Raw genomic sequence first — 7,202 nt, 5'->3', positions numbered from 1 at the left:
CCGCCGGCCTGAAGACCCACCAGGGAGACTTCATATCTCTGTTGTTCGGGGAGGATCGTGTTGGCTTCCGCGAACACGTCGAGAGGGCCCGCAACGTCGAGCGCCTGAACACCATCGAATATGACAATGGCGACTTTCATGCCGTGACCTTCATGGAGTGAGTAGGCTCGTCTCCGATACCTGCGATTCGATTGGCTTTACCTGAAAGAGCGGGCCAAGCCTCTCAGCCTCTACTGACGAGCGGTAACCGAGCTTAACGCAACAGGCGGAAAACAGGGATGCACAGGGCGGTAACTCACTTTTGCGTCCAGGTTACAAAACAACCGGGTTCGAGCAATGCCAAACGGCCATGGACCCTCCGGACGCAGCGCAACATAACGCAATGCGAGCGACAACATCACCACGTTGGCGCGGTTGGCCCAAATCTCACGTGGATTGGCCCAGCATGGCGACAAGCACGTGTTTCCTCTGCCGTGCCGGCTCATTAGACTGGGTCACCAGCCTGACGAAGAGCCGGACGCCGGGAAAACAGGCAGCCATTAACGGATTTGTCTGCTGAAGGAACGCCATACTTCGCACCGCCTCGCCGGGCCTGACGCGGCGGGATGCGCGGCGCTTATGTTCAGTGAATTCACGGAGTAACGGAGCATGCATGTCGCGATGATGCTGTACGCCGGATTCCGGCTGCTCGAAGTGACGGGGCCGATGGATATCTTTCACGAAGCGAACCGTCTGTGCGGTGCAACGTTGTACGAGCAGCATCTCGTGGGACCGTCGCCGGGGCCCGTCATGTGCTCAAGTGGTGTAGCGGTCCGCACGACGGAGAGCCTGCTGGATGCACATGCTGCTTTCGACATTGTCGTCGTGCCGGGTTGTCCGGTGCTCGGGTCGAGCCTGGAACATCATGAATTGGTGGACTGGCTCAGGAATGCCGGACGCGGAGTGCGAAGGCTCACATCCGTGTCCAACGGGGCGTTTCTGATCGCGCGCGCCGGCCTCGCTGATTATCGTTTGTTGACCACGCATTGGCGCGACGCGCAGCGTCTGTCCATCGAGCATCCGTTCGTACACGTCGCGAGCGATCAAGGTTGTCTGAAGGACGGCAATCTGTACTCGTCATGTGGCGTAAGTGACGGTATTCAGGTGGCCTTGGACCTGGTCAGGGAGGACCTTGGCGAAGAGTTCGCCAGAAGCATTACGAAGTCATTGTCGAGGTGCCGCGAATGAGCGCCAACTGGAAAGGAAGTTGTTCTTTGATTCAGGCTGCTGCTCCTGTCAGCGCCGATTTGCCCGCGAGCCAACTATGAGCCGAAACCCAATCATTGCTTCACACGCCGATCTGACGCCGGCGAATGCGACCGAAACGCTGTCGGGCGCGGACATCATTCTGCGCGTGCTCGCCGAGCAGGGCGTCGACACACTATTTGGATATAGCGGTGGGGCGATCTTGCCGACCTACGACGCGGTGTTTCGCTACAACGAAATGAACGCGGCCCATGTGGAGCGTCAGATCAAGTTTGTCGTACCTGCCAATGAACAGGCCGCGGGCTTTATGGCCGCCGGTTATGCGCGAGCCAGCGGAAAAGTCGGCGTGTTCATGGTGACGTCGGGGCCGGGTGCGACAAACGCAGTGACGCCGATCGCCGACTGTAACGGCGATTCGGTGCCTGTCGTGCTCATCTGCGGGCAGGTGCCACGTGCCGCGATTGGCAGCGACGCGTTTCAGGAGGCGCCGGTCCTCAACATCATGTCGGCGTGCGCGAAGCAGGTGTTTCTCGTCACCGATCCGTTGAAGCTCGAGCCAACACTGCGAACCGCATTCGAAGTTGCCCGCACCGGCCGGCCGGGTCCGGTCGTGGTGGACGTGCCTAAAGACATCCAGAACTGGACGGGGCCCTATCATGGACGAGGCACACTGCATTTTCGCGGCTACTCCGATCGGCTGCGCATGGTGGCTAAAGGCGCACGGTTGGAAAAGGCCAAAGCTGCCGGATTCTTCGATCTTCTGCGACAGAGTGAGCGGCCGCTGCTTTATGTCGGCGGCGGCGTGATCACGGGGCGTGCGACTGCGGTGCTAAGGGAGTTCGCCGAGCGCCACGGCATTCCAGTCGTGACGACACTCATGGGTCTTGGCGCCCTATCTGCAAAACACCCGCTGTGTCTCGGCATGCTCGGCATGCATGGGGCCGCCTGCGCGAACTACGCCGTTGAAGACTGCGATTTTCTCATTGCTTTGGGCGCCCGATTCGATGATCGCGTCGCCGGTGGACGGCCTGACTCATTCGCTCCCGGTGCGCGCCATGTCGCGCATATCGATATCGACGAGGCGGAGATCAACAAGGTCAAGCGTGCGCACTGGACTCACGTGGGCGATGCTAAAGATGCCTTGCTGTCTTTGCTCGAGCACGGTCCGGCGAAGCAGTCGTCTTCTGGCTGGCTCGACCATGTGATGGCGTTGAAGCAGACCTTCGGAATGAACTACGACCGCAAGAACCTTGCGATTCAACCGCAGTGGGTTATCGAAAAGCTCAGCGAAATCACCGGCGGACGAGCGATCATCAGCACGGGCGTGGGCCAGCATCAGATGTGGGCCGCGCAGTTTTTCGAGTTCGTCGAGCCTCGAAGCTTCCTGACATCAGGAAGCATGGGGACGATGGGTTTTGGGCTGCCCGCGGCGATTGGTGCGCAACTGGCGCGACCGGATGCGCTCGTGATCGACATCGACGGCGATGGAAGCATCCGGATGAATGTCGGCGAACTGGAGACGGCAAGCACGTACGGCATTCCCGTCAAGGTACTGCTGCTCAACAATCGCGGTGACGGAATGATCCGGCAGTGGCAGCGTCTCTTTTACGACGGGCGAATGTTTGTTAGCGACAAGGCGCTCTATCGCAAGGACTTCGTGATGGCGGCACAGGCCGATGGATTCGAGTTTGCCCGTCGCGTCGAGGCGCTGTCCGAACTCGAGCACGCGTTGCGGGCGTTCGTTGAATTTAAGGGACCGGCTTTCCTGGAGGTGATGATCGACGAGAACGCCGATGTGTTTCCGATCGTAGGTCCGGGGCAAAGCTACGCGACGATGAATACCGGTCCCTTTATCCCGTCTCGAACCGGGGAGGGGACACCCATTCAGAGCGTAGGACGAAAAAGTGCTGCGGACATGTTCTAACGAAAAGGGCGCCGGTATTCCAAGGCGTGACACGACCTTGGCCGCGATCGCGATAGGTGAAGCATTTCGTCCCTACCCGTCGCCTGGTTGAGCAGCTTCTATCGAGGCGTTTTTCGAAAGCTATGGTTAACGAGAATTTGATTCATAAGGCACTTGCAAACCCGTTCCGGCGCGAGATTTTGCGGTGGCTAAAGGCCCCCCGCGAATACTTCGCGCAAGGCTACATCGATCTCGATTGCGGGGTGCCGGCGAACGCAATCCTCGCGCGCAGTGGGCTATCTCAATCGACCGTCTCGGCGCACGTTGCGGCATTGGTCGCGGCGAAACTGCTGGTGTCGACCCGCGTTGGTCAGTGGATGTTTCTGTCGCGAAACGAAGACGTCATTCGCGCCTTTGCGGAACAGATGAGGTCGCATCTATAGCCACAGCGTGTGTCGACCGAAGTGCCGCCCACCTTGGCAGGCTCGCTGCCGTGCGGCGCTTCGTGCTCACTTCTATTGCGACTGCCAAACTCGCGAGGCGGATTCGTACGGAGAAACGCCCACTTCAGGACTCTTTGCCCCGCATTGACCCCCAAAAAATATTTCCGCACTCAAGTTGACAGTATCTGACTTTGCAGATAGTGTTGAGTCTGTCGATTGAGGAGCGCAAGATGAACCACTACACGAAGGACAACTTCCGGGCGGAGCAGAGCATTGGCCTTGCGCTCACCAAAGCCCGCAACGTTCTGGTGGCGGAAATGGACAATGCCTTGAAGGACCTGGATATCACCTCCCCGCAAATGGGCATCCTGTTGTCGCTCAATGGCGGGGTCGCTTCCACGCCGTTTGAGTTGTCGAAGTTGCTGGGCGTCGATACCGGCTTGATGACGCGTTTGCTCGACAAGCTGGAAGACAAGGGCTTGCTCGAACGCTCGCGCAGCCTGGAGGATCGCCGGGTAGTCAACCTGACGCTGACGAAGAAAGGCAAGCAGGTCGCCGCACAACTGCCGGAAATCGCACCTGGCGTCCTGAATGGTCGTCTGAAGCACTTTACGAAGCAAGAGTTCATTGAGCTGGGCCGCCTGCTTAACAAATTCCTTGAGGACTGAGCGGCATTTTTTTTACCTATATATCTGACAGGTCAGAAAATGAAATCGCAATTAAATGGAATGGCGCTCGGCAGGCGAGTGGCGAAGGCTAGCGTTTCCGTGATGTTCGCCGCCGTGTTGTCGGCGTGCGCGAACTACGCCGGCATTACGAGCGACAAGCAAATGACGCCGCCGCAAACGCTCGCTACCGAGCAGAGCATTCCGTCGGACGACGGACATTGGCCGGCCGCCGATTGGGCCGACCAGTTTGGCGACGCGCAGTTGAAAGCCCTGTTGGCAGAAGCCCTGAAAGGCAGTCCGTCGCTCGCTCAGGCGCGCGCCCGTGTGGCGGCCGCCGCCGCTTATACGGAGACGGCGAAGGCGAGCACGCTGCCGAATGTCGGCGCCAGCTACTCGTTCACGCGCCAGCAGTATTCGGGTAACGCTCTGGTCCCGCCGCCGTATGCCGGCTCGTGGCAATCGGAAAACAAGGGGCTGCTGTCGGCCTCCTACGACCTCGATCTGTGGGGCAAGAATCGCGAGGCGCTCAAGGCTGCCATGTCGCAGTTGCAGGCGAGCGAGGCGGATGCCGAGGTCGTCAAGCTGACGCTCACCTCGGCTATCGCCCGCAACTACAACCAGCTCGCCCGCCTGTACGCGTTGCGTGACATTGCGCAACAGGAAGTCGGGCAGCGCGAACAGATCGACCGCATCACGGCCGGCCGTATCGCCAGCGGGCTGGATACCGAAGTGGAGCGCAAGACCGCGCAGGCCAATCTGGCCAGCAGCCGGGCCGCGCTTGCTTCGCTCGACGGCAGCATTGTCACGACGCGCTATCAGCTGGCCGCGCTCCTCGGCGCGGGTCCGGACCGTGGCCTGTCGATCGCCCGGCCTGCACTCGGTATCGGCGACGAGGTGCGCTTGCCCGATAACGTGCCGGCCGACCTGGTGAGCCGCCGCCCGGATATTGTCGCGGCCCGCTGGCGTGTCGATGCGTTCACGCACGACGTGAAGGAAGCGAAGGCCGAGTTCTACCCCGACATCAACCTGAGCGCCGCGATTGGGCTCGATGCGTTCGGTTTCGGCCGCTTCCTGACCGCTGCGAGCCGCACCGTCAGCGCGGGCCCGGCGATCCATCTGCCGATCTTCGACGGTGGCGAACTGCGGGCGCAACTGAAAGGGCGATACGCGGACTTCGACAATGCGGTGGCCGGTTACAACCAGACGCTCGTTACGGCGCTGTCGGAAGTTGCCACGCAGTTCGCCGAGATCCGTTCGACCGACGTCCAGCTCGGCGATGCGCAGGCCGCCCAGGAAGCGGCGCGCAGTGCCGACCAGTTGGCGCTCACGCAATACAAGGCCGGCCTCACGAACCAGCTCACGGTGCTGAACGCCGATACCAACGCGCTCGCCGCCGACCAGGCGGTCGCCAACCTGAAGATGAACCGCCGCGATCAGCAGATCGCGTTGGCTGCGGCACTCGGAGGCGGGTATGTCGACACCGCTGCCGCCAGCGCAGGAAACCCGAACGCAAGCTCGAGCGCCAACACAACCGCAACCGCAACCGCAACACAGATCAGCCCAGTCGTCGCCGCGCGCTAATACGACTGTCGCGACCCCTTTATATACTGCCAGGAGTGATTGAAATGAGCGATACGACCGCCGCCGAGCGCACTACGGCGCAAGCAGAACCCGTCGAGGTTGAAAAGCCCCGCAAGCGCAAGCTGATGCTGGCGCTCCTTGCGGCCGCCGTTGTCGTGTCAGGCGCTGGCTATGGCGCTTACTATTTCACGGTGGCGCGCTTCTACCAGTCCACCGACGACGCGTACGTGAGCGGCAATCTCGTGCAATTGACGCCGCAGGTCAGCGGCACGGTGGTCGCAGTCAACGCCGACGATACGCAGGTCGTCAAGCAGGGCGACCCGGTGGTGACGCTGGACGCCGCCGACGCAAAGATCGCGCTGTCGAACGCGGAGGCGACGCTCGGTCAGACAGTTCGGCAAGTGAGCGGCCTGTACGTGAACAACGATTTCTACGCGGCAAATATCGCGCAGCGCGAGGCCGATCTGGTTCGCGCCAACGACGACCTGAAACGCCGTCAGGCGATTGCGGGAACCGGCGCAGTGTCGGGCGAAGACATCGCCCATGCCCGCGACGCCGTCAGCTCTGCTCAAGCCGCGCTCGACGCCGCCCGCCAACAGGCCGAAGCGAATCACGCGCTGACAGACCGCACCACGATCGAACAGCATCCAAACGTGCAGGCTGCGGCATCGAAGGTACGCGACGCCTACCTGAACTATGCGCGCAATACCTTGCCCGCGCCGGTCACCGGTTATGTCGCGCGGCGTTCGGTACAAGTGGGCCAGCGCGTGGCGCCCGGCACGCCGCTGATGGCCATCGTGCCGCTCAACGGGGTCTGGGTGGACGCGAACTTCAAGGAAGGCCAGCTCACGCACATGCGGATCGGCCAGCCGGTCACGCTCACGGCGGATGTCTACGGCTCCAGCGTCGAATATCACGGCAGGATAGAGGGCTTCTCGGCCGGCACGGGCGCCGCCTTCGCGGTGCTGCCGGCGCAGAACGCCACCGGCAACTGGATCAAGGTGGTGCAGCGCCTGCCGGTGCGCGTGCTGCTCGATCAGCGTGAACTCGATGCGCATCCGTTGCGGATCGGTCTGTCGATGCAGGTCGATGTGGATACCCATGACGAGTCCGGCACCCAACTCGCCGCGGCCACGAACACGACGTATCGCACGGATGTGTTCGCCCAGTATGGTGCGGCTGCCGATGCGGAGATCGCCCAGATCATCGCGCAGAACATGCCGGCCTCGCGCGTCGCCGCATCAGCCGCGCCGCAAAAGACCGTCGCGCACCGCGACGCGTCGCGCCATGCCGGCTGAAAGCAGTAAGCGCGCAAATTTTTTTATCGAATTAGCTGACTGGTCAGATAGCTGCCGGCGACCC

Annotated in this window: 6 protein-coding genes and 1 pseudogene; 6 read left to right on the top strand and 1 reads right to left on the bottom strand. The window is 61.5% G+C overall.

Annotated features, from left to right (window positions below):
* Positions 1 to 140, bottom strand: a pseudogene (locus P0D70_RS31195) (GlxA family transcriptional regulator); the annotation flags it as partial.
* Between the two features lie 508 nt (positions 141 to 648).
* Here P0D70_RS31195 and P0D70_RS31190 point away from each other — a divergent pair.
* The 6 genes from P0D70_RS31190 to P0D70_RS31165 all read left to right on the top strand — a co-directional run bounded on the left by P0D70_RS31190 (position 649) and on the right by P0D70_RS31165 (position 7,138).
* Positions 649 to 1,227 carry an AraC family transcriptional regulator gene (locus tag P0D70_RS31190; protein ID WP_408187313.1) on the top strand — a complete coding sequence of 193 codons (579 nt, stop codon included), beginning with the start codon at positions 649 to 651 and terminating at the stop codon, positions 1,225 to 1,227.
* A gap of 76 nt (positions 1,228 to 1,303) precedes the next feature.
* The gene (ilvB, locus tag P0D70_RS31185; RefSeq protein WP_408187315.1) at positions 1,304 to 3,169 is read left to right on the top strand and encodes a biosynthetic-type acetolactate synthase large subunit; all 1,866 of its coding nucleotides are present in this window, start codon (positions 1,304 to 1,306) and stop codon (positions 3,167 to 3,169) included.
* Positions 3,170 to 3,291: 122 nt separating this feature from the next.
* Entirely contained in the window at positions 3,292 to 3,591 is a 300-nt protein-coding gene (locus tag P0D70_RS31180; protein ID WP_408187314.1) for an ArsR/SmtB family transcription factor, read from the top strand.
* 230 nt (positions 3,592 to 3,821) lie between these two features.
* Positions 3,822 to 4,259 (top strand): MarR family winged helix-turn-helix transcriptional regulator, encoded by a 438-nt coding sequence (locus P0D70_RS31175; RefSeq protein WP_091796389.1) that lies wholly within the window; start codon positions 3,822 to 3,824, stop codon positions 4,257 to 4,259.
* A gap of 39 nt (positions 4,260 to 4,298) precedes the next feature.
* Positions 4,299 to 5,840 carry an efflux transporter outer membrane subunit gene (locus P0D70_RS31170; protein ID WP_408187312.1) on the top strand — a complete coding sequence of 514 codons (1,542 nt, stop codon included), beginning with the start codon at positions 4,299 to 4,301 and terminating at the stop codon, positions 5,838 to 5,840.
* 44 nt (positions 5,841 to 5,884) lie between these two features.
* Positions 5,885 to 7,138 (top strand): HlyD family secretion protein, encoded by a 1,254-nt coding sequence (locus P0D70_RS31165; protein WP_408187311.1) that lies wholly within the window; start codon positions 5,885 to 5,887, stop codon positions 7,136 to 7,138.
* Positions 7,139 to 7,202: the final 64 nt, after the last annotated feature.

This window comes from Paraburkholderia sp. RL17-381-BIF-C, assembly GCF_046026435.1.
GTDB lineage: Bacteria > Pseudomonadota > Gammaproteobacteria > Burkholderiales > Burkholderiaceae > Paraburkholderia.
Note: the sequence above shows the minus strand (reverse complement) of the source record. Positions and strands in the feature narration are given on the sequence as shown.